This window comes from Collinsella aerofaciens (assembly GCF_039836695.1).
In the GTDB taxonomy this organism is placed as follows: domain Bacteria; phylum Actinomycetota; class Coriobacteriia; order Coriobacteriales; family Coriobacteriaceae; genus Collinsella; species Collinsella aerofaciens_BD.
The window spans coordinates 22937-42953 of record NZ_JBDPAC010000005.1 but is presented as its reverse complement, the minus strand read 5'-3'; the positions used below and the strand labels follow the sequence as shown (position 1 = coordinate 42953).

Annotated in this window: 14 protein-coding genes and 1 pseudogene; 10 read left to right on the top strand and 5 right to left on the bottom strand. The window is 58.5% G+C overall.

Annotation, left to right across the window (positions count from 1 at the left end; all coding sequences use genetic code 11):
* Positions 1 to 9: 9 nt before the first annotated feature.
* A complete protein-coding gene (locus ABG996_RS03905; protein ID WP_022094225.1) occupies positions 10 to 726 on the bottom strand; it encodes a hypothetical protein in 717 nt (238 codons plus the stop codon).
* A 116-nt stretch (positions 727 to 842) separates the two neighbouring features.
* Between ABG996_RS03905 and dnaX the strand changes: the two genes are divergently transcribed.
* Positions 843 to 3320 (top strand): DNA polymerase III subunit gamma/tau, encoded by a 2478-nt coding sequence (gene dnaX, locus ABG996_RS03900; protein ID WP_117746471.1) that lies wholly within the window; start codon positions 843 to 845, stop codon positions 3318 to 3320.
* Between the two features lie 21 nt (positions 3321 to 3341).
* On the opposite strand, the gene ABG996_RS03895 is transcribed toward dnaX, so the two are convergent.
* Complete coding sequence (locus ABG996_RS03895) at positions 3342 to 3815, bottom strand: hypothetical protein (protein WP_006235175.1); 474 nt, start codon at positions 3813 to 3815, stop codon at positions 3342 to 3344.
* A gap of 339 nt (positions 3816 to 4154) precedes the next feature.
* Between ABG996_RS03895 and ABG996_RS03890 the strand changes: the two genes are divergently transcribed.
* The 7 genes and pseudogenes from ABG996_RS03890 to ABG996_RS03865 all read left to right on the top strand — a co-directional run bounded on the left by ABG996_RS03890 (position 4155) and on the right by ABG996_RS03865 (position 11937).
* Positions 4155 to 4475 carry a YbaB/EbfC family nucleoid-associated protein gene (locus ABG996_RS03890; RefSeq protein ID WP_006235174.1) on the top strand — a complete coding sequence of 107 codons (321 nt, stop codon included), beginning with the start codon at positions 4155 to 4157 and terminating at the stop codon, positions 4473 to 4475.
* Between the two features lie 13 nt (positions 4476 to 4488).
* Positions 4489 to 5085 (top strand): recombination mediator RecR, encoded by a 597-nt coding sequence (recR, locus tag ABG996_RS03885; protein WP_006235173.1) that lies wholly within the window; start codon positions 4489 to 4491, stop codon positions 5083 to 5085.
* Between the two features lie 245 nt (positions 5086 to 5330).
* Complete coding sequence (locus ABG996_RS03880; protein ID WP_347478453.1) at positions 5331 to 6236, top strand: hypothetical protein; 906 nt, start codon at positions 5331 to 5333, stop codon at positions 6234 to 6236.
* A complete protein-coding gene (locus ABG996_RS03875; protein WP_347478454.1) occupies positions 6233 to 8077 on the top strand; it encodes a serine/threonine protein kinase in 1845 nt (614 codons plus the stop codon). The genes ABG996_RS03880 and ABG996_RS03875 overlap by 4 nt, the downstream gene beginning before the upstream one ends.
* Before the next feature lie 3 nt (positions 8078 to 8080).
* Entirely contained in the window at positions 8081 to 9019 is a 939-nt protein-coding gene (locus ABG996_RS03870; RefSeq protein ID WP_347500969.1) for an FHA domain-containing protein, read from the top strand.
* Positions 9020 to 9343: 324 nt separating this feature from the next.
* Positions 9344 to 9613: pseudogene (locus tag ABG996_RS10825) on the top strand (methyltransferase); the annotation flags it as partial.
* 695 nt (positions 9614 to 10308) lie between these two features.
* Positions 10309 to 11937 (top strand): ATP-binding cassette domain-containing protein, encoded by a 1629-nt coding sequence (locus ABG996_RS03865; RefSeq protein ID WP_117564924.1) that lies wholly within the window; start codon positions 10309 to 10311, stop codon positions 11935 to 11937.
* An 886-nt stretch (positions 11938 to 12823) separates the two neighbouring features.
* On the opposite strand, the gene ABG996_RS03860 is transcribed toward ABG996_RS03865, so the two are convergent.
* The 3 genes from ABG996_RS03860 to ABG996_RS03850 form a co-directional block, all read right to left on the bottom strand.
* Complete coding sequence (locus ABG996_RS03860) at positions 12824 to 13003, bottom strand: hypothetical protein (protein ID WP_147324165.1); 180 nt, start codon at positions 13001 to 13003, stop codon at positions 12824 to 12826.
* Positions 13004 to 13033: 30 nt separating this feature from the next.
* Positions 13034 to 13237: a hypothetical protein gene (locus ABG996_RS03855; protein ID WP_195535273.1), complete on the bottom strand. Its 204-nt coding sequence runs from the start codon at positions 13235 to 13237 to the stop codon at positions 13034 to 13036.
* A gap of 169 nt (positions 13238 to 13406) precedes the next feature.
* Positions 13407 to 14765 (bottom strand): radical SAM/SPASM domain-containing protein, encoded by a 1359-nt coding sequence (locus tag ABG996_RS03850; RefSeq protein ID WP_082421808.1) that lies wholly within the window; start codon positions 14763 to 14765, stop codon positions 13407 to 13409.
* A gap of 516 nt (positions 14766 to 15281) precedes the next feature.
* Here ABG996_RS03850 and ABG996_RS03845 point away from each other — a divergent pair.
* Positions 15282 to 15755 carry an FHA domain-containing protein gene (locus ABG996_RS03845; protein WP_055285289.1) on the top strand — a complete coding sequence of 158 codons (474 nt, stop codon included), beginning with the start codon at positions 15282 to 15284 and terminating at the stop codon, positions 15753 to 15755.
* A 480-nt stretch (positions 15756 to 16235) separates the two neighbouring features.
* The gene (gene nifJ / locus ABG996_RS03840; RefSeq protein ID WP_347478456.1) at positions 16236 to 19775 is read left to right on the top strand and encodes a pyruvate:ferredoxin (flavodoxin) oxidoreductase; all 3540 of its coding nucleotides are present in this window, start codon (positions 16236 to 16238) and stop codon (positions 19773 to 19775) included.
* Positions 19776 to 20017 lie beyond the last annotated feature (242 nt).

The following is a 20017-nucleotide window of genomic DNA, read 5'->3' as shown; positions in this document are numbered from 1 at the left end:
GGCTTGGCCTTAGCGCTTCTTCTTGTTCTTCTTCTGCTTGCGCCGCTTGCCCTTGGTCTCCTGGGGCTTGTCGCCCTGCTTGGCCTCGGCGGCGGCCTTCTCGGCCTTCATTTTCTTCTTCTTGGTCTCGATGCGGAGTTTTTTGTTGATGCGGGCCTTGAGGAAGGGACCGAACTGCTCGGCATCGCCACGGACGAAGGTGTCCTTGGGGATCGTCACGCCCTGGTCGGCGAACATGGCCACAAAGATGCGCTCGCCGTCGAGTACGTGGTCGAGCTTGTCAAACGGGAAGAACTGCGACTTGCCGCTCTTGCCCCAAACCATCAGGCCGTCCTCGTTGGCGGCGACGCGGCGATAGCGGCCACCCATGGACTCGTCGGCCTCGACGGCGTCGATAAAGTCGCGGGCGAGCGTGTGGTGCAGGTTCTTGCTCCACCAGGCCAAAAAGGCGCCGAACACGATCAACACGACGCCGAACTTGATCCAGCTGCCGCCGGCCACCAGCATGCCGATGCCGATGAGCGCGGCAACTGCCGCGGCGACATACAGCGAGCCGCGACGCCTGGGCGAGGCGACCAGGCGGGCGAAGTCGGTGACCAGGTCGTTTTCGTACTGGTACTCGTTGAGGTACAGGATGCCGTCATCGGCTGCGGCCTGCTCCTCGAGCGCGACCTCGACCTGGTCGGCTGCTTCGGAGGGAACGAGGTTGCTCTCTGCGTCTGCCATGCTCTTTGGACTCCTATCGCGGCGGGCTCGCCGTACGGGTTATTATGGAATGCAGTATGCCGTGCGACCGCATGGCCGCCGCGGCAACAAGACTCAGTATACCCGGGGGAGCACCCATGGAATCGTTGTACCGAAAGTATCGCCCGCTCACCTTTGACTCCGTGGTGGGCCAGCAGCATATCGTCTCGACGCTCGAGCACGCCATCACCGAGGGGCGCCTGTCCCACGCCTACCTGTTCTGCGGACCGCGCGGCACGGGCAAGACCACCATGGCGCGCATTCTGGCCAAGGCGCTGCTGTGCCGCAATGCCGAGGCGGCGCGCGCCGAGGGTGCAAGCGGCTGCATGCCCGACGGTACTTGCGAGGAGTGCGAGCTCATTGCCGAGGGTAACCACCCCGATGTCTACGAGCTCGATGCCGCAAGCCGTACCGGCGTGGACAACGTGCGCGAGGAGATCATCAACTCCGTCAACTTTGCCCCAGTGCGCGGCAAGTACAAGATTTATATCATCGACGAGGTCCACATGCTCACGACGGCGGCGTTCAACGCGCTGCTCAAGACGCTTGAGGAGCCGCCGGCACACGTGATCTTTGTGCTGTGCACCACCGACCCGCAAAAGATTCTGGAGACCATTCTCTCACGCTGCCAGCGCTTCGATTTCCACCGCATCGGCAACGAGGATATCGAGCATCGCCTGTCTTACGTGTGCGAGCAGGAGGGCTTCGATTACGACGACGAGGCACTCGCCATTGTGGCGCGCCATGCCAAGGGCGGTATGCGCGACGCGCTTTCCACGCTGGAGCAGCTGAGCGTCTTTGGCAACGGTTCTGTGCATGCGGACGACGCCCGCTCGCTTTTGGGCGAGGTTTCGGACCAGATTCTGGGCGAGTTTTCCCGCGCCATTGCCGATCGCGATGTTGCCGAGCTCTATGGACTGATCCGTGCGCAGGTCGAGGAGGGCAATGACCTGCTGGAGCTGACGCGCGACCTGGTGGCGCATGTGCGCGACGTGTACGTTGCCTGCGTTGCCGGTGCCCGTGCCGAGCTGTTTGAGGGCGGCTCCGAGCAGGCCGAGGCGCTTGCTGCCGAGGCCGCTGCCTTTGGCGAGCATCCTGCCGACCGCCTGGCCCGCGTGCTGACGGTGCTCGACGATGCCGCACTGGAGATGAGGGGCGCGAGCGACGTGCGCCTGGTGCTCGAGATTGCCTGCACGCGTCTGGCGCGTCCCGAGGCCGATTTAACGATTGAGGCATTGGCCGAGCGCGTGGCACGCCTGGAGGCCATGATTGCCAACGGCGCCGTGCCGGCGAGCGTGGCTGCTGCTCAGGCCGCCGCGCCTGCAGCATCCGTACCCGCTGCTGCCCAACAGCCGACGCTCATTTCGGGCGCTCGTGCTGCCGCTCCGGCGGCATCCGCTGCCCCCGCTGCTACGTCCGCGCGCCAGGGCGGTATGCCTTGGGACCGCGGCGCTGCTGTTCCGGCTGCCCAGCCTGCGACCAAGTCCGCGGCTCCTGCGCCGGCGCCCAGACCTGTAACGCCTGCACCTCAGCCCGTTGCGGCTCCGGCTTCCGCGCCTGCTGCATCGACCGTGTCGGTGTCCAAGCCCAACAACGCCGCCCAGGTTGCCGCCGCCGGTGCTGCCGAGACCCCCGCGGTTGAGGACGCCGGCGAGCTCCAGCGCAAATGGGCCGAGGTCGTCGAGCGCGTCAAGGCTCGTCAGGCCTCCTACGCAGGGCTTTTGCTCAACGCCCGCGCCACGGCCGACGACGGCTCCAAGCTCACGGTCTCGTTCCCCGCGGGTTCGACTTTTGCCATCAAGATGCTCGGTCGCGCCGATACGCAGTCGGTGGTCCTGCCGACGGTCTGCGCGGTCTTCGGTCGTCGTACCGTCGACTATGTCCTGGATGGGGGTGGCACGCCGGCTCCTCAACATGAGGAGCATTCTCCATCTGCACGGGCTGCGGTATCTGCGGACCCGCAACCCGTGTCCTCGGTGCCCCCTGCATCCTCGAGCGCCAGCGCGACGCAGCCAAAAGCGGCGCCGGTAGCGGCACCGACCCCGTCGGCGCCTGAACCCGCTGCGCCCAAACCGGCTGCTCCGATCCCCGCGCCCAAGTCCGCTGCCGCGCCTGCGCCCAAGTCATCCGACCTGGCCAAGGCCCCTTGGCTGCGCTCCGACAACCCTGCCGGTGCTCCTGCCACGGGCAAGCTCCCGACCGAGCCCGCGCCCCGAGCGCCCGAGCGCGCGTCCGTCCCCATGGCTCAGCCGCCTGCGCAGGCTGCGCCATGGGAATCCGAGCAGGTGCCCTACGACGATGCTATGGTCGGTGGTTTTGCTGCCGATGCCGGCGGGGACGATCTGCCCCCGTTCGACGTGCCGGGTGCGGCGTCCGCGACCAAGGCCGCTGCTGTGGCACCCGCAGCCTCTGCAAACGACGACGTCCCCGCCGCTCCCTGGGAATCCAATCCCGGTGCTGGCAGCCCCTTCGGCCATCAGGGCGCAGCCCCGAGCATCCCGCAGACCGAGGACGAGGCCAAGGCCCTCATCCGCAGCGTCTTTGGCCAGGCCACCATCTTCAAGCCGGTGGAGTAGCTGCGCAGGCGGGTATACTGCTCAAGAAGAGGACCCCTTGTCCGGGCGCATCTGTATTTCGGACATGTGTAGTGTGGTGCCGCGTATGTCGCATTTGAGCAGACAGGTGCGTGACGGTCGGCCTAGGATGCTGAGGTCGATACGATACGTCGCATGGCTGTCCGTGTACTCGACTTGCTCGGCGTTAATGGTTGCTCCGATTGCCAAATAAACGCCTAGCTCGGCATCGACAATCTTGAAGTCCTTTATCTTGACCTTGAACTCTTGATAGAGGGACGGGCTGTTGTAGTAGACGGTTCGGGTTCCGTCGGTGCACTCATCGGTCGTCTCCCATTTGACGACGGGCTGGTCCGAGCTGGCTATCAGCAGTTCTGCTCCAAAAGCTATGGCATGGGTGATGACAACCAGCAATGCCCAGCCGACAAAGAGATAGAGAACCACATATGCAACGGGGTGTTTTGAGCGGATGTTTTGGAGCGCGTTGGGGGCATTCATGGGGCACCTCCAAATTACTATCTATGGCAATCAAATTATACCCTGCCGCCATGTGCGCCGCCTCGAGCAGCGGTTCGGCATTTAGCTATTTAGTGGCGCACATGAAATGCCGGATTCGGCTCTACTAGATTGAGTGTGCGATATTATGCAACCTTGCATAATTCGACCTTGCATAATCTTTGAGTGCGGTTTGTATTGGAGGACATGTATATCGACTGAGGTAACACGTCCGCCCCGCTCTCTCGCCGCGCGCCGTGGTACGATTTTTGAGTTTGAAAGTCCCGCCGTGCTCCGGCTGCCCTTGCAGCTCGGCGTGCGGCCGCACGTAAAGGAGCCATCATGGCCGGTATGAACATGCAGCAGATGATGAAGCAGGCTCGCAAGATGCAGGAGCAGCTTGCCGCCGCGCAGGAGAACCTCAAGTCCCAGACCGTCGACGCCTCTGCCGGCGGCGGCATGGTCAAGGTGACCGTTAACGGCGAGATGGAGCTCGTCAACCTCACCATCGATCCCGATGCGCTCGATCCCGAGGACGTCGATATGCTGCAGGATATGATCATGGCTGCCGTCAACGAGGCCGTCCGCGGCGTCAACGAGCTCGCCAACAAGCAGATGGGCGCCATCACCGGCGGCCTCAACATCCCGGGCATGCCGTTCTAAGACACGCATATATATGAGTGCCAACCACAGTCTGCAAAAACTGCTCGATGAGCTGGGCCGTCTGCCGGGCATTGGTCCCAAGTCGGCCCAGCGCATCGCCTATTACCTGTTGGAGGCCGACGCCGAGGAGGCGCGCCGCCTGGCCGAGGCCATCCTGGAGGTCAAGCAGGAGGTCCACTTTTGCAGCCGCTGCTTTAACTACGCCACGGCCGACGAGTGCTCCATCTGCCAGGACCCGATGCGCGATACCACTCGCATTTGCGTGGTGGGCGAGCCGCGCGATGTCCAGGCGATCGAGCGCACGGGCAGCTACCACGGCCTCTACCACGTATTGGGCGGCGTGATCAGTCCCATGGACAAGATTGGCCCCGAGCAGCTGCACATTCGAGAGCTGCTGGCACGCTTGGGCCACGAGGACATCCACGAGGTCATCATCGCCACCAACCCCAATATTGAGGGCGAGACCACGGCGAGCTATCTGGCCCGTACCATCAAGCCGTTGGGCGTCGAGGTGTCGCGTCTGGCAAGCGGCCTTCCCGTGGGCGGCGACTTGGAGTATGCCGACGAGCTTACGCTTGGCCGCGCCATCGAGGCCCGCCGCGCGATTTAGGTGGCGAGCCTGCTCCTGCCGTATGTTTTCCTCGCGACGCACGGGGTAGTCATAATTTCCCCGTGCGACTGTGAGTTTGTTGTGCAACAAAGATGCTTCGTATCCGCTTATCGCATGGATGCTTCCGCTCGCATCCTTAATTTGTCCATTCGTTGCGCAACCTTTTTGGTTCGCTGATACACTCAAATATGGATTCGAATGAATGCGCCGCTCCCGAGCGGCGTGTTTTTGTTGGAGGAGAACGCATGCGGCCCGGTGGCACTCAGACAAAGCGCGGCGCCGCGGTGCGCATACGACGCCGACTGGGCTTGGCGCCGCGGGCGTACGCACTGCTATCGTGCTCGCTGGTGCTGGTCATAGCTGGCGTTTCTGCCTATGGCATGACCGTGCCGTCCATGATGCAGGCGCATGCCGCACGCGAACCGCGCGTGGGGCATGAGGTCAAAAGTGATCTGGGCACCACGACTGGATATGCTTGGGCAAGTGTGGTCGCGCATATTGTTTTTGGCACCGACGATGCGGACGGCGCCGAGGCCCCGGACAACGAAGTCACGCTTGCCAATGGCAAAACCATCGTGCTCACCAACACCAAGATCATCGATCGGTTGTCCAACAATAGCGTGGCGGCAACGGTGAATAAGGTCGAGCAGCAGAAGGAGCAGGACGCCCGGCAGTCCGGAAAGCCCGGTAGCTCGGATACTTCTGGCTCCGGCTCGAATTCGTCGAGTTCGAGCGGCGGCTCTGGGTCGGGCTCCTCTACCGGAGGGTCTGGAAATGGCGGCTCGACGGGCGGCAACACTGACAACGATGCAAACTCCGGTGGCCTTTCCGCTGCTGAGGAAGAGAGCATTCACAGTTGGCTTGTGACCAAGTACAACATGCTCGACGGCTACGTTTCTCGTGCCAATGACGTGGTCTCGACCTATAACTCTACGGGAGATCCCAGGCCGTGCGACAGCCTGGTCGGGGAGATGTTTGTCATTCGAGCCGAGTTCGGTCGTCAGACATTCTCGCCCCGGTCAAAGTGGTATCAGCAGTATGCCAATCTGTGGGGCTGTTACACCAACCTATGTCAATGGGTCGGCCATTACGGCGATGATGACGTCGCGCTCGGTAACTTCAACAATAACGTGGCGGCGCTTGCCCTATGATGACCGATCTTGCATCCACCACACCACAAACGCTCGGTCGCGATTCCATGGTCGGCCTGCGCCTGGCGCGTGTCGACGGGTTTGAGCCGGCCATTGCGCTCGGTCAGGACGAACTGCCTGCCTATCTGCGTCGTTTTACGATGCTGTTTGCCGACGATGCCACCATGCGCCGTGGCGGTATCGGCCGCGTGACGCGTGCCGTCAACGCCCAAGGCGAGGCCGTGGCACTCAAGCAGCTCATCTTGCCGACGCGCGATGAGTTTGACGATGCCGCCGCCCATGAGGCGCTGGTCGCCAAGTTCAAGGTGGCGTTTCGCGAGGAATATGAATGCCATCGCGCCCTTTCGGGCCTTAAGGGCTTTCCCCGCCTCTATGGCTGGGGCGAGGTCGACGGTGTGCCTGCAATTGTCATGGAATGGGTCGAGGGCGAGACACTTGCCCGCTTGCGTTCGCGACTCGCCGTGGACGATGCCGGACGCCTGTCGCCGCTTGTGGCGGCGCGTCTGGGTCGCGACCTGTTCGATCTGCTCTGCCGTATGAGCCTGGTGGGTGAGGGCTTTGTCCATCGCGATATCTCGCCCGCTAATATTATGGTGCGTACGGCGCGTCTACCGCTTGACCGGCAGCTTGCCGAGGGCACCTTTGACCTGTGCCTGATCGACTTTGGCTCGTCGCTGGCGCTCGAGCCTGCGTCGGCCGTGGCCGGTACCGGCGGCAAGGCGTCGTTTACGGAGCGCTATGCCACGCTGCGTCGCGCGACGGTTGCCTATGCCCCGCCCGAGATGCTCACCGACGATATTCCCGACCTGCGCGCTTTGCGTATGTCGCCGGCGATTGACGTATACGCCGCGGCAAGCACGGTTTACGAGCTCATTGCCGGCGTCGCGCCATACGAAGCCGCGCCGAGTACTTCGGGTGCCTCGGGTTCGCGCAAAAAGACGCGCGACATCGCGAGCCCCTACCGTCTCAAGATGGACACGCGGCCCGACTATCCTATTGGTGCCCATGCGCCCGGTTGTGATTTGACTCAGCTGCTTCGTCGTGAGCCCGATGTGGCGCTCGCCGCGGCCGAGCAGGCCCAGCAGCTAGGGCTTGAGCCGGATTCCGAAGAGCTACGCGATGCGCTGGCGTTTGTCGATGCCCAGCTGTTCGACGTGGTGATGGCCTGTCTGTCCAGCCATCAAAAAGATCGTCCCGAGCCGGCGGCGGTCGAGGCGGCGCTCTCGGCGTTTTGTGACCACTATGCGCAAAATGTCGGTCGTTCGCTCCGCGGCGAGCCGCTCACGCCGTGCCCCATGGATGCGTCTGGCCGCGCGGTTCGTCGCGCGCTGATGATCGGTGCGGCGGTCGTTTGCAGCGTGGTTTGGGCTGTGGTCGTGGTTTCGGCCGCGCTGCTGGCGTCGGGCGCTCGCGTGACGGCGATTTTGGGATCGCTCGTGTGGTCTGGGTCGCTACCGGGTATTATTGCCGCACTGGCTTTGGCGCTGCCAGGCATAGCCGGCGTTGCCGCGGGGGCACTTGCGCGCAATCGGCGCTCGGGGTTCCTGCAGGGTGTGCTTGCGCTTTCTGCCTGCGAGGTTCCGGTGCTGGTTGTGGCTGCATGTAGCGTATTTTCCCAACGCGCCGTGATGGGCGGCCTTGTTGCCGCTCTGGTTGCAACCTATACGCTTACGTGGTTTTTGCTTGCGATGGGCTTTGCCTTTGAACTTCCCGTTTCGGCACCGCGACGCACAAAAGCCCAGATGGCGACTCCGCTTGCCGGTGGAGCCGCAGCTGCCCGTACTTTTGGCGGACCTGTCGAAGTATCGTCCGATTCTATTTCTACGACCAAGGAGGCCTAGGTCATGGCATCTCAAGTTGAGCTCACCCCATGCGGGGCCATGTTTGACATCTTTAAGCGCGCGGCGCATCTGAGCCATATCGAGCTGTGCGGCTTGGTGCTTTCGTCCCGTCCGCTCGCCGACGGCCGCAGCCCGCAGAGCCGAGCCGCCGATCGCTCTTGGGTTTCCCGCTTTATCGTTCGCGCGCCGGTCGGCACGCTTCAGCAGCGCTACTTTGCCGAATACGGTACCTCGGCTGCGCGTATTATGTCGCAACTGGCCCTGCGCCAGCGCAATCCCATGGACTCCACGGCTGTGATCAATATGGTGTGCGGTCCTGCAGGTGAACCGATGGTACGCGCGCTCGAAGAGTGCCACCAGGGCACGAATCTCTATCGCAACGCGCTCGATCGCCTGTCCCAGGCGGCGGAACTCATGCCCGCCGAGCGCGCCGAGGCCGTGCTGGTGCTGTTTGTCGCCGTCGGTTGTTCGGCGGATGTGCGGTCCTCGGTGAACTATGCCATCGACTACGCGCACGCGACCTGTGGCGGAGGCACCTCCACGCCGCGTTCGCTTGGCATGTCGATGACCGCGGGCGAACGCGAACCCGCCCCGGCGCACCCCTTGGGCTTGCTGCGCGTACAAAACAGTTTTGTCGTGAGCGCCCCGCGCTGGATTCAGCCGAGTGAGCAGGGTGTTGAGATTGGCGCGCTGGCCACTGGTGAGGGCGATATTACCGACGTCGGCGACGATGTCTCGGCCCGCCATGCCCATATCTGGTGCGATGCTCAAAATATCTGGCACGTCGAGGACTTGTCGTCCACCAACGGAACCGTGGTGGTAAACGGGGCCACGCGCGTCTGCATTCAGGTCGAGCCCGGCCGTTCCGCCCAACTCAATCCCGGCGACGAGCTCAAGCTCGGCGAATCCACTACCTACGCCATCCTCTTCGGTGCTCTCTAGCCGGCAGATGGGGACGTTTCTTTTCTGCCGGCACTTGGGGACACTCCTCGGCGCGCCAGAGCCAGTCGCCTGGGGATGGAGAGGCCATTTTGGCCCTTGGCGGTCAGTCGGGGCGAAACTAGAAGATCTTTCCGATTCGCGGCTGTTCATGCTTGTAGAGCATCTAAAACAATAGGATGTTATTCTGGAATATGCCGGGTGCGTGAACTTGCCTGTCTTAGCCTTAATAAGGTATAGGGGAGTTTGGCTCAGGGGTTCCGTCTTGTTCTTCAGCGCAGTATTGTGGGACAGATTTGCTGAGATTGGCGCCTTACACCGCAGAGCGCACGGAAGGCTCTCGATTTGTGTTCTGGCCCCAGAATACAGGGCCTGATACTTACCAACTGTGGCATGGATGTAACATCTGTAGAAATCAACCCTTTTGTTGTCGACCTTTGTAAGAAAAACACTGCCATCAACTCTTTGGATGACGAAACTAGGGTGCTTGAGGGGAGCCTTTACTCCCCTCTGAGAGATGACTCATGTTTTTCGCTTGTCGTTGTGAATCCTCCGTTACTGCCGATTCCGGATGAGATTCCTTATCCCTTCGTTTGAGATGGAGGACAATCTGGTCTGGATAAAACACTTCGTATTCTTAAGGGTGGCGATACGCATTTAGAGAAAAACGGTAAATACTGCTAATAGGGGTGACGACGATGGTGCAGGGGCGACCCGCGATGCTCTCATCAATACGTCGGATACTTGGGAAATCAGGTCTAGATGCATGTATGATGATGCTGTGTGGCTATTCAATTAATCCGCGTTCCGAATGGGTGCAGGATATAGCTGCGACATCGTATGCTTTTGACCCGGCGCGATACTCAGATATTTCTGAGGCGGTTGACGAAGTTTATACGCACTATGCCGCGCAAGGCGTTTCGGAAGTTTGCACATCTACGTTACGGGCTTAGGTTTCTTCAAGCGAGCAGGCCGGTTGCGTTATTTCGAGCGATTTTTCTAGTCTAGACGACAAAAGGCAAAGGATTTGATGGGTATAAAACGCGGACGTTTGTGGGCGGATGCTCAAATCTATTGTGGCAATCGGGCGGTTGAAAAAGATATTTCAACCGCCCGATTGCCAGGTTCGTCGGAGGAGATGTCCGATTCCGACTCTCTTGTAGGAAGAGCTTGAGATCGTATTGGCCCAAGGCAATCTTAAAGCAGTCTCATTGGCAAATCTTCGCTCCTGTTGTGTTGAGGTGTAAGGTATCAGTGATTGATGTTTTGTGGCGGGTAGATTGGGGCCTTCCTTGATTCGATGCGTTCTCTCGAGGTTCATCAGAGCAAAAGGGGCTTTCGTCTTCATTGCTATCACGGTGATTGGAACCGCTCTCTCCTATGCCATGCCATACGTGAACGGGAAATTCTTAGATTTTCTTCTCGGTAACCGCAGCGAAAGAGACGCCGTACTCTTCGCGCTCCTGGTTGCGTCAATAGGAGTTTTCTCCACCCTCTTTACTTATTTTGCAGGAACACTTTCCATTCGCATAACCACGAGACTTTCCTTTGATCTTCTCAGGGAGGCCGTCTTGCGTTTTGAAAGAGACGATTACTTGGTGAGTCGGACCATCGATCCAGCCTATACAACGCAACGGATTATTTCCGACTCCAGCGTGGTCTCATCCTTCGTTTTGGCGAATTTTATCAGTGCGCCGCTGTCCATTGTAGCCATTCCCATCGTATTGCTTATCATATGGTCAATTGATTCAACTCTCGCGGTGTTTTCCATCATTCTCCTCATCGTGTATTTCTGTGTAATTACTGGGTTGAGGAAACTTTTGTATAGGGTCACGTATGAGAAGAAAGAGGCGGACAGCGCCTTTTACGCCGCAATTGCATCGCAGCTTAATCAGATTCTCAACATTCAACTGACATCTTCGTACGGCAAGAGCGAACAAGCGCTCGACGCTGGGTTTAAGAGCTATTTTCCCAAAGTTTTGCGCTCCGGAAAGCTATCATATTCTCTGACATCGCTCGATGGTCTTTTCGCAGCGTTGTTTCAAGCGGTGATACTTGTTGTTTCCGGAGTACGAATCATTAACGGAACTATGTCAATAGGCGAGTACACTATCATCGGTACATACTTCGCGGTTCTCTTTAAGACTTTGAAAAGTATGATGTCATTGTTCAAATCCTATCAAGATGCCAAAGCATCATGGGATAGGACGGCTATCGCGACGAGAGAAAAGGAGAGATCGGGGTGGAATCGGACCGATTTAGCTAAACTCGATGAAATAAATGACATTTCGGTATCTGATTTGGAATTCTCGGTTGCCCTTCCAGACGGATCTGTCCGAGAGGTCCTCGGCGGGTTTTCTTTCAAGTTTTCCGGTCCTGGTACATATTGCATAGTTGGGGAAAACGGAAGAGGCAAGACGTCACTTCTTTACTTGATGCTCGGGCTATACTCATCGAAAGGCAAAGTAAAATACAACGGCGTGCCAATCGAAGAATGCGACTTGGATTACATACGTGCGAGAGAGATATCGTGCTGCCCACAGTCGTGCTTCGCGCCGGACGAAACGGTGAAAGAGCTGTTAGAGTATTTCGACACGCCCTTTTCTTCCTATCACCGGGGTGTAGATGGCCTACTTTCGCTGGAAAACAGCGTGAAGGAGTTGCTCGGGAAACGTTGCTCCGCGCTTTCGGGCGGTGAGCTGCGCCGAGTGTACTTATGGTCGGCGATTTCACGCAAGTCGTCAGTTTTGGTACTCGACGAGCCCACGACTGGGTTAGACGCTGTAAGCCGCGCCGAGCTTGCGGCCTATGTTAAGCGCAACAAGCAAAGCCAGCTGATCATCGTTGTCTCTCACGATGACGAGATGGTCGGCGCGGTAGAAGGGGTAGTGGATTTAGGCAGCATGTACCAGGGTAAATGATGACAAGTGTAGTGCTACCCAACTGGCAGAGATAACAAAAAGGCGATGCAGATGCACGTAGCATTCAGGCGGTTCGGACTCGGTGCCTTCACGCCATCGCAACGCTTTCAGATATGGTTCTCGTTCTCTTACTAAAGGAGACTTTAGTCTACGTCATCTTGTCGAGACAGAGGTGAAGCGAAGTGTTGTCGCGACGTATCTTATTCCAGGTGGCTCAGTATCAGCGTGAGAATCGCACCAAAGTGTACTTACGATTCTCGTGTCCCACGGACAACATGGGCTGAGCATTGAGGTTCCACCCTTTGCTGCAACTACACGGGGTTGGACGGCAATGAATATGCCGGGCCGCATACCACGCGCAGCGGGGGTCCATGTCCCAGTATGTTGCCTACAGCAGCCTCGATGTCCACGCACACATCATCTCTGCCTTCGCGTTCAATCCATTTGCCGGAGAGTGCGAGGGTTGCCAGGCCGTAGAATTCGAGCCGAACAAATGAAATGCGGTATCAGCGCATAGGATTAAACTGACGATTGCTTTGCACTGAGAATACGCTTGGAAAGCCGCTATGGGTGGCGGCCCGGGTTAAATAGAGAAGCCCGTCCGATCACTTTCATGTGGCGAACGGTCGGGCTTCTTATTCCACTTGCCAATGCTCGGCTCATATTGGAAGAAAGCTACGCTAATGTTTGCGTGACACTCCTATTTCCTCCGAAGAAAGAGTCGGATAATGAAGAATAGAATTAAAAAAGGTGCCAGATATAACGCAAGTATAAAGGCTAATCCAACGAGACCTTGCAATAATGGCATAACTCCTCCCAGACACGAGATTTTGGTATTTGTTCCCATCTTATTCTGAATTGGACCAAATAGTTCCTAGCCACAAAACTACTCGTCAACTGGATCGCACCAATCTGCTGGCAAAACACAGCTTGATTCTTTATCGACATAGCACCAATCCGCAACAGGGCACTCGGCGATGTCGTAAAAATTGCATATATCAACTCCAAGACAACAAGGCTCAACGGGAGGATGTTCATTTGAACCAACAGGATGGATATGCTTCATAACAGCTCCTCACCTTAATCCAATTAGAGACTACGTTTGATCAATGCCACAGTGATCTACAACGCAGATGCTGCCGCCATCCATGTCATAGTCGCAGTAATCGTATGCACCACAGCCATCTGCTTTATCATAAACAGTACAGATGTCAGTAATGCCCAAGAGGCAGTCAAAAGACATCGGCTTCACGCCTGCCTCGCCGCCACTTCCTGGATTAATCGGATGAATATGCTTCACGACTACCTCCCTTTGAGTGCAGAAAAACCTCAATATTGTGTATAACAAACCAAGATGTCTAGTTCACCATATTTCTAGAATGGTTTCGGCGAATGTAGCAATAAGCTTCGCAGACGGTAATCAGAAGAACGAACACCTCAACAATGGTGACAGCAATGCGCTGAACCGCTTATTCCGATACAGTAGCTTCTCGTTGATTTTTCTCCTGCGAAGATGAGTGGCGGGAAATAAGGTCAAAAGCCATCTCGTAGCACATTTTTCTATATTCACATGATGCAGGGTGTAGACTCTTGGGCAAGTAGCCGTGCTCGTCTGCAGCCTCCCAGCTACAGCCCCCACCACAGAAAGACCGAGCCCAACAGTCCGTACAGTCAATTCTTTTTTCGACACCCTGACTCCAGTTTTCAATATACCTAGTTTCGTCAATTCCGGTGACGATGTTGCCCATTTTGAATCGCATCATCCCGACAAACCTGTGACAGGGGTATACGTCCCCTTCGGGAGTCACGGAAATAAAACGCCTGCCAGCCCCGCATCCGACAAAGGCGATCCTGTTGCTCATAATCAAATCAACTGCAGTTTTCAATGTTCTAAACAAGGGCTTTTCCCCTTGATCAATCTGTTTGAGATATTGATCCGCCAAATCTATTAGGCCCGCCCTGATTTTGTTTAATGAGTGTTCGTCGAGTTTGATATTCTCATCGAATGAGCTCACGGGCGAGAAGTAAATCCTTCTGAAGCCCATCTCTTTAAACTGAAGATAGTCTTCAACAAGGTTACAGTTATTATTTGTTAAGGTCGCTCTTGCGCCGAAGGGGAACGACTCGGAAAAACGACGAACGTTTTTGTCGATATCGGAGAAAGAGCCGCCTCCCGTCTTATACGGGCGCGATGCATCGTGCTTGCATCCTGTACCATCGAGACTAATCAGAACAGAAAACCCGTGCTCCTTGAAAGAATTCACAGCAGTGTCATTCAAAAGCGTTCCGTTGGTCGTAATAGAATAGGTAAAGTTTCTATTGGGGTATATTCTTTTTGAATAGTCGACCGTTTTCCATATCAGCGGCTCGTTAATCATGGGTTCCCCACCAAAAAAGACGATCGCAAGCGTTTCGTTTTCCGATGAACTTGCGACGAGGTAGTCGACCGCCTTGAAGGCTATCTCGTCTGTCATCAGCAGAGGAGACGTTCCATAATCTCCTTTACCGGCAAAACAGTAACTACAACCAAGGTTGCATGCATGTGAAACGTGGAGTTCGATGGATCTAAGTTTTCGAGGCGTGTCTTTTGTTAAGAAAGTCCGCTCAGACAATCGTTGATACTCATCAATGTCGTCTTCAAGTTCTGCTATGGTCGTTTGGTCGTAGCCTTTCGCAGCAAGTGACTTTGTTAGCAACTTCGAGTTGACCGTTCTTCCCGATGCTTCAAATATGCGAAGTGCATCTTCTGATGCTTGGTCAACCTGAAAGCAATTGCGAGTGACCTCATCGAAGCAGTAACGACGATCACTTACTGAGAAAAAATGCATACGTTCCTCAATTTCATGCTGGACTGGCACTAACCTTGTTTATTGTTGCGCAGCTATAAAAAACCACCAGCGGGGATTCGGTGTGCGGCCCAATCGGACTCCCAAAAGGTTCTATTTGAGACTGGCAAGCTTTGTGTTGTTGGCACTTCGACAGCGCTCTTTATTCCAACATGGAGCCTCGCAGTTTGAGTCGACTTGCCTCTGGAAGGTCCGATCTTAACTTGATTTAGGATGAAAACAGATTACAGGCGCGCTCCTCTAGAAAGAAAGGAAACCAATCGCCGCCTTTCACCAGGAAAGTTTTTATAGCCCACCTCGAGCAAAATGAAAGATGCGAGAGCGATTGGGGAACAACGCGAATCTCCCCTTTTGGGTGGGAGCGAGCCTTCAGCCACCGGCGAACGACTCGCCCTGGTCAGAATCTGGAAGTGGTGCCGGGCCGCTTGGGCCTCCCCGGTGACTTCGTGGGGCTTACCTGCCTGACGTCGAGGAGTGCATCCGCAAGATTCGTTCCCTATGCCGTTTGCTCTCACGCCCGCCTTAGTTCCAAGTCGGGCGAGCCGCCGCGCTCATGCGACCCGTGGCGGCGACACGTCGACGCCGCGCTCGCTGAGCACATCTTCGGTCGCGGGCGAGCACGAGGTCGCGCCGGCGCATCCGCTGGGACTGCTGTGCGTGCAAAACGGCTACGTGGTGAGCGTCCCGCGCTGGATTCAGCCGAGTGAGGAAGGCGTTGAGATCGGCGCGCTGGCAACGGGGGAGGGCGGCATCACCGACGACGTCTCGGCCCGCCATGCCCATATCTGGTGCGACGAGTCTGGCGCATGGTTTGTCGAGGACCTGTCGTCCACTAACGGCACCGTGGTGGTAAACGGGGCCACGAGTGTGTGTATTCAAGTAGAGCCCGGCCGCTCCGCCCAGCTCAACCCCGGCGACGAGCTCAAACTCGGCGAATCCACCACCTACGCCATCCTGCTCGGCGCCCTCTAGCTCATCCCCCCCAATGAGTTGCGGTGAAATAGGGACTGATTAAGGCCGTTAACAGCAAAAACACTCCCTATTTCACCGCAACTGCTGTGGGGTTCCAGGGGACTGTGCCCGTCGGTGCCGGGCGCACAACAGTCACCCGAGGTAAACCTTTACCGGCCACCTATATTTGCCGAAATTACACTTGACGGCGGGGTACAATAAACCCGCATGCGGATTTCCGTTGCGGGCGCTTCCCATCGCCGGGGCGTGCCCGGGAGCATCCGGCATGCGGCCTTTGCGGCGCTCGGTCATGTGCAAGACGGGCGGTCGGGTCTGTGGGGCGCATCAGCTGGCCCTCGCCTCGGCATGTCTTCTCTCCACGCCACGTACCTGCTGCTGAGCCTGCCTGCCAGATGATTGGAAGCAACAGCGTAAATCCCATCACGCCAACATCCCGGCGATCGCCGGGGCCTGTATACCTATATGAGAGGAGAGGGGTATATGGCGCGTAAGTTTAAGTCTATGGACGGCAACGAGGCGGCCGCATATGTTTCGTATGCGTACACCGAGGTAGCGGGAATTTATCCCATTACGCCGTCCAGCCCGATGGCCGACCATGTCGACCAGTGGGCGGCCCAGGGTCGCAAGAACATCTTCGGCACCCCGGTCAAGGTCGTCGAGATGGAGTCCGAGGCAGGCGCAGCCGGTACCGTTCACGGTTCGCTGGGCGCCGGTGCTCTGACCACCACCTACACGGCTTCTCAGGGTCTGCTCCTGATGATCCCGAACATGTACAAGATCGCGGGCGAGCAGCTCCCGGGCGTCTTCCACGTCTCCGCGCGTTGCGTCGCTTCGCACGCCCTGAACATCTTTGGCGATCACTCCGACGTCATGGCCTGTCGCCAGACCGGCTTCGCCATGCTTGCCGAGGGCAACGTCCAGGAGGTCATGGACCTCTCGCCGGTGGCTCACCTTGCCGCCATCGAGGGCAAGACCCCGTTCCTTAACTTCTTCGATGGCTTCCGCACCAGCCACGAGATCCAGAAGGTCGCCATGTGGGACTACAAGGATCTGGCCGAGATGTGCGACATGGACGCTGTCCAGGCTTTCCGCGATCACGCGCTCAACCCTGAGCATCCGCATACCCGCGGTAGCCACGAGAACGGCGACATCTTCTTCCAGAACCGCGAGGCCTGCAACAAGGTCTACGACGAGCTTCCCGCCGTCGTCGAGGGCTACATGAAGAAGATCAACGAGAAGCTCGGCACCGATTACGGCCTGTTCAACTACTACGGCGCTCCCGATGCTGATCGCGTCGTCGTGTGCATGGGCTCCTTCTGCGACGTGCTCGAGGAAGTCATCGACTACCTCAACGCTCACGGCGAGAAGGTCGGCCTGGTCAAGGTTCGCCTGTTCCGTCCGTTCTCCATCAAGCACTTTGTCGACGTTCTCCCCGAGACCGTCCAGAAGATTGCCGTCATGGACCGCACCAAGGAGCCGGGTTCCATCGGCGAGCCGCTCTACCAGGACGTCGTCTCCGCTCTCTACGAGGCCGGCAAGACGGGCATCAAGGTCGTCGGCGGCCGTTACGGCCTGGGCAGCAAGGACACGCCTCCCGCGTCCGCGTTCGCTGTCTTCGAAGAGCTTAAGAAGGACGAGCCCAAGCGCGAGTTCACCATCGGCATCGTCGATGACGTGACCAACCTGAGCTTGCCCGAGGCCGAGGATGCGCCCAACACCGCAGCCCCCGGCACCATCGAGTGCAAGTTCTGGGGTCTGGGTGGCGACGGTACCGTCGGCGCCAACAAGAACTCGATCAAGATCATCGGCGACCACACCGACAAGTACGTCCAGGCCTACTTCCAGTACGACTCCAAGAAGACCGGCGGAGTCACCGTCTCGCACCTGCGCTTTGGTGATTCCCCGATCCGCTCGCCGTACTACGTGACCAAGGCCGACTTTGTCGCCTGCCACAACCCCAGCTACATCGTCAAGGGCTTCAAGATGGTCCGCGACGTCAAGCCGGGCGGCACCTTCCTGGTCAACTGCCAGTGGAGCGACGAGGAGTTCGCCGAGCACATGCCCGCCGTGGCCAAGCGCTATATCGCGAACAACAACGTCAACGTCTACCTGATCGACGCTATCGACCTGGCCGCCAAGGTCGGCATGGGCAAGCGCACCAACACGGTGCTTCAGTCCGCCTTCTTCGCGCTGGCCAAGGTTCTGCCCGCCGAGGACGCCCTGCAGTACATGAAGGACGCGGCCACCAAGTCCTACATGAAGAAGGGCCAGGCCATCGTCGACGCCAACCACAAGGCCATCGATGCCGGCGCTACCGCCTTCCGTAAGTTCGAGGTTCCGGCCGACTGGGCTACCGCCGAGGACGCCGCTCCCGTCGAGCTCTCCGAGGAGACCAAGTCCGCCATCGCCCAGCAGGTCAAGAACCTGCTCGAGCCCATCGATCGCATGGATGGCGACAGCCTGCCCGTTTCCGCCTTCGTCGGTTGTGCCGACGGCCAGTTTGAGCTGGGCGCCTCCGCATACGAGAAGCGCGGCGTCGCCGTGGTCGTTCCTCACTGGGACGAGACCAAGTGCATCCAGTGCAACCAGTGCGCCTATGTGTGCCCGCATGCCACCATCCGTCCGTTCGCGATGACCGAGGACGAGGCTGCCGCCGCGCCCGAGGCTACCCGCACGCTCGACGCCATGGGCCCCAAGGCCAAGGGCATGAAGTTCACCATGGCCGTGTCCCCGCTCGACTGCATGGGCTGCACCAACTGCGTCAAGGTCTGCCCCAAGGGCGCCCTCGAGATGGTTCCCACCGAGCAGGAGATGGATCAGCAGCCCGTTTGGGACTATATGGTCGAGAACGTCTCCGAGAAGAAGGAGCTCATCGCGGCCAACGTCAAGGGCAGCCAGTTTAAGCAGCCCTACCTGGAGTTCTCCGGCTCCTGCGCCGGCTGCGCCGAGACCGCCTATGCACGTCTGGTGACCCAGGTTGCCGGCGACCGCATGTTCATCTCCAACGCCACCGGCTGCTCCTCCATTTGGGGCAACCCCGCTGCCACCGCTCCTTACTGCAAGGACAAGGACGGTCACGGCCCGGCGTGGAATAACTCCCTGTTCGAGGACAATGCCGAGCACGGTCTGGGCATGGCCGTCGGTTACGAGGCCGTCCAGAAGAAGCTGATCGCCGCTACCCAGGACATCATCGCTGCCGACGGCCCGTCCGATGAGCTCAAGGCTGCCGGCCAGGCTTGGATCGACTCCGTCAACGACGCCGAGGCTTCCAAGACCGCTGCCGCTGCCTACGTTGCCGAGCTCGAGAAGTGCGGCTGCGACGCTTCCAAGGCGATCCTCGCCGACAAGGCTTACCTCACCAAGAAGTCCTTCTGGATCTTCGGCGGCGACGGCTGGGCCTACGACATCGGCTTCGGTGGCCTGGACCACGTCCTGGCTTCCGGCCACAACGTCAACGTCTTCGTCTTCGACACCGAGGTTTACTCCAACACCGGTGGTCAGGCCTCCAAGGCCTCGAACCTGGGCCAGGTCGCTCAGTTCGCCGCTGCCGGTAAGGTGACCAAGAAGAAGTCCCTGGCCGAGATTGCCATGAGCTACGGCTACGTCTACGTGGCGCAGGTCGCCATGGGCGCCAACCCGGCTCAGACCCTCAAGGCCATTCACGAGGCCGAGGCCTACGACGGCCCGTCCCTCATCATCGGCTACAGCCCCTGCGAGATGCACTCCATCAAGAAGGGCGGCATGCAGAACTGCCAGGCCGAGATGAAGAAGGCTGTCGAGTGCGGTTACTGGAACCTCTTCCGCTTCAACCCCGAGGCTGCTGCCGGCAAGAAGTTCTCGCTCGATTCCAAGGAGCCCGCGGGCGGCTATCAGGAGTTCCTGATGAACGAGGCCCGTTACGCTTCGCTGACGCGTTCCTTCCCCGAGCGCGCCGAGGAGCTCTTCAAGGAGAACGAGCAGGCCGCTATGGACCGCTATCAGCACCTGCTGAAGCTCAAGACGGTGTACAACGAGGCCTAGGTCTCTCACCGCAGGATCTGAGGGCTGACCTTCGCGGACGTCCTCGGACATGAAAGAACCCCCGCTGCGCATTGCGTGCGGCGGGGGTTCTTTCGTCCTGCGGAGTGTCCGCGAAGGTTAGCCCTCAGATCCTGCTACGGCTACGTCCTCGGATTGTGTGGGCGGATGAAGGACGTAGTTGGCCGGGTATTCCGTCCCTTTCGCTGTTTCGCGGCTTTGCCGCGAAACCACGCGTTACTTTG

Coding starts and splice junctions, on each gene's coding strand:
- ABG996_RS03905 (WP_022094225.1), bottom strand. CDS start 726: ATGGCAGACGCAGAGAGCAACCTCGTTCCCTCCGAAGCAGCCGACCAG.
- dnaX (WP_117746471.1), top strand. CDS start 843: ATGGAATCGTTGTACCGAAAGTATCGCCCGCTCACCTTTGACTCCGTG.
- ABG996_RS03895 (WP_006235175.1), bottom strand. CDS start 3,815: ATGAATGCCCCCAACGCGCTCCAAAACATCCGCTCAAAACACCCCGTT.
- ABG996_RS03890 (WP_006235174.1), top strand. CDS start 4,155: ATGGCCGGTATGAACATGCAGCAGATGATGAAGCAGGCTCGCAAGATG.
- recR (WP_006235173.1), top strand. CDS start 4,489: ATGAGTGCCAACCACAGTCTGCAAAAACTGCTCGATGAGCTGGGCCGT.
- ABG996_RS03880 (WP_347478453.1), top strand. CDS start 5,331: ATGCGGCCCGGTGGCACTCAGACAAAGCGCGGCGCCGCGGTGCGCATA.
- ABG996_RS03875 (WP_347478454.1), top strand. CDS start 6,233: ATGATGACCGATCTTGCATCCACCACACCACAAACGCTCGGTCGCGAT.
- ABG996_RS03870 (WP_347500969.1), top strand. CDS start 8,081: ATGGCATCTCAAGTTGAGCTCACCCCATGCGGGGCCATGTTTGACATC.
- ABG996_RS03860 (WP_147324165.1), bottom strand. CDS start 13,003: ATGAAGCATATCCATCCTGTTGGTTCAAATGAACATCCTCCCGTTGAG.
- ABG996_RS03850 (WP_082421808.1), bottom strand. CDS start 14,765: ATGCATTTTTTCTCAGTAAGTGATCGTCGTTACTGCTTCGATGAGGTC.
- ABG996_RS03845 (WP_055285289.1), top strand. CDS start 15,282: ATGCCGTTTGCTCTCACGCCCGCCTTAGTTCCAAGTCGGGCGAGCCGC.
- nifJ (WP_347478456.1), top strand. CDS start 16,236: ATGGCGCGTAAGTTTAAGTCTATGGACGGCAACGAGGCGGCCGCATAT.